This window comes from Companilactobacillus halodurans (assembly GCF_009600985.1).
GTDB classification, from domain to species: domain Bacteria; phylum Bacillota; class Bacilli; order Lactobacillales; family Lactobacillaceae; genus Companilactobacillus; species Companilactobacillus halodurans.
In genome coordinates this window covers 1-1108 of record NZ_VDFP01000239.1, presented here as the reverse complement: position 1 = coordinate 1108, position 1108 = coordinate 1, and the positions used below count along the sequence as shown (strand labels likewise).

The 1108-nt window shown below is 38.4% G+C and carries 1 protein-coding gene; it reads left to right on the top strand.

Going from position 1 to position 1108, the window contains the following annotated elements; translation table 11 throughout:
- Positions 1 to 1108, top strand: a 1108-nt coding sequence (locus FHL06_RS13890; RefSeq protein WP_153387244.1) for a glycosyltransferase family 39 protein, incomplete at both ends; no start/stop codon positions are given.

The following is a 1108-nucleotide window of genomic DNA, read 5'->3' as shown; positions in this document are numbered from 1 at the left end:
TATCAGTGCCAAGATTTTTGGTGTTCATGGATGGAGTGTTGTCCTGCCATCAATTCTATTTGGAATTGGGTCGGTTTATCTAATTTATAATCTTGTTTCAAAACGCTTTGGCAGGATTCCTGCCCGAATTTCTGCATTAATTATGACATTAACTCCAATTGTAGTTGCTGACTCAAGAACTAATAATATGGATGCAACCTTAGTTTTCTTCCTATTATTGTCGGTTTTGTTTGTTCAGAAGGCAGTTTTGAAGAAGCAGCAACGATATCTCTGGATTGGATTTGCTTTGATAGGTTTTTCGTTCAATATCAAAATGTTACAAGCTTTTATGATTTTGCCAGCTTTATATCTTTATTACTGGTTAGCTGCAGAAACAAATTGGAAAAAGAAATTGGCACATTTGTCAATTGCAACGGTTTTTCTAGCTGTTTTCACTTTACTTTGGCCATTATCAGTTGATATGACTAACTCATCAAAAAGACCATATGAAGGTGGTTCAGAAACTAATTCAGCATTGGAATTAGCTTTTGGGTACAATGGTACGCAACGCTTGCTTGGTCAAACAACTGGTACTGGTGGAGCTTTCCCTGGTATGGGTAGTTCTTCAAAAAAGGGTAGTAAATCAATGACACCACCATCTGTTAGTAAATCTAAGAAACCAAGTGGTACGAAATCAGCAAGCAATGCACCAACACCTCCAAGGGGAGTAAAGAAAAAATCTACAAGTAGTAATCCACCAGCCAAGCCATCTGGCTCTAAAACTAATGCTCCAAAAATGAGTAAAGGTGGTCAACCTGGCGGTAATAATAAAGGTACTGGTGGCGGAGGTGGTGGAGCCTTCAATATTGGTACAGCTGGACCATTTAGATTACTTCAAAAAGAACTAGGACCTCAAATTAGTTGGTTAATGTTATTAGCAGTCTTTGGAATTATTTCCAGTTATGCTTATTTCAGAGGTTCTAAGATGAAGAAATGGTACAATCTCAATCCACAAAGAAAAGAACTTTGGCTTTGGGTTGGTTGGCTAGTCCCAGTTGCAGGATTCTTTTCAGTAGCCAGTTTCTTCCATCCGTATTACACGATTATGTTGGCTCCAGCAATGGCAGTT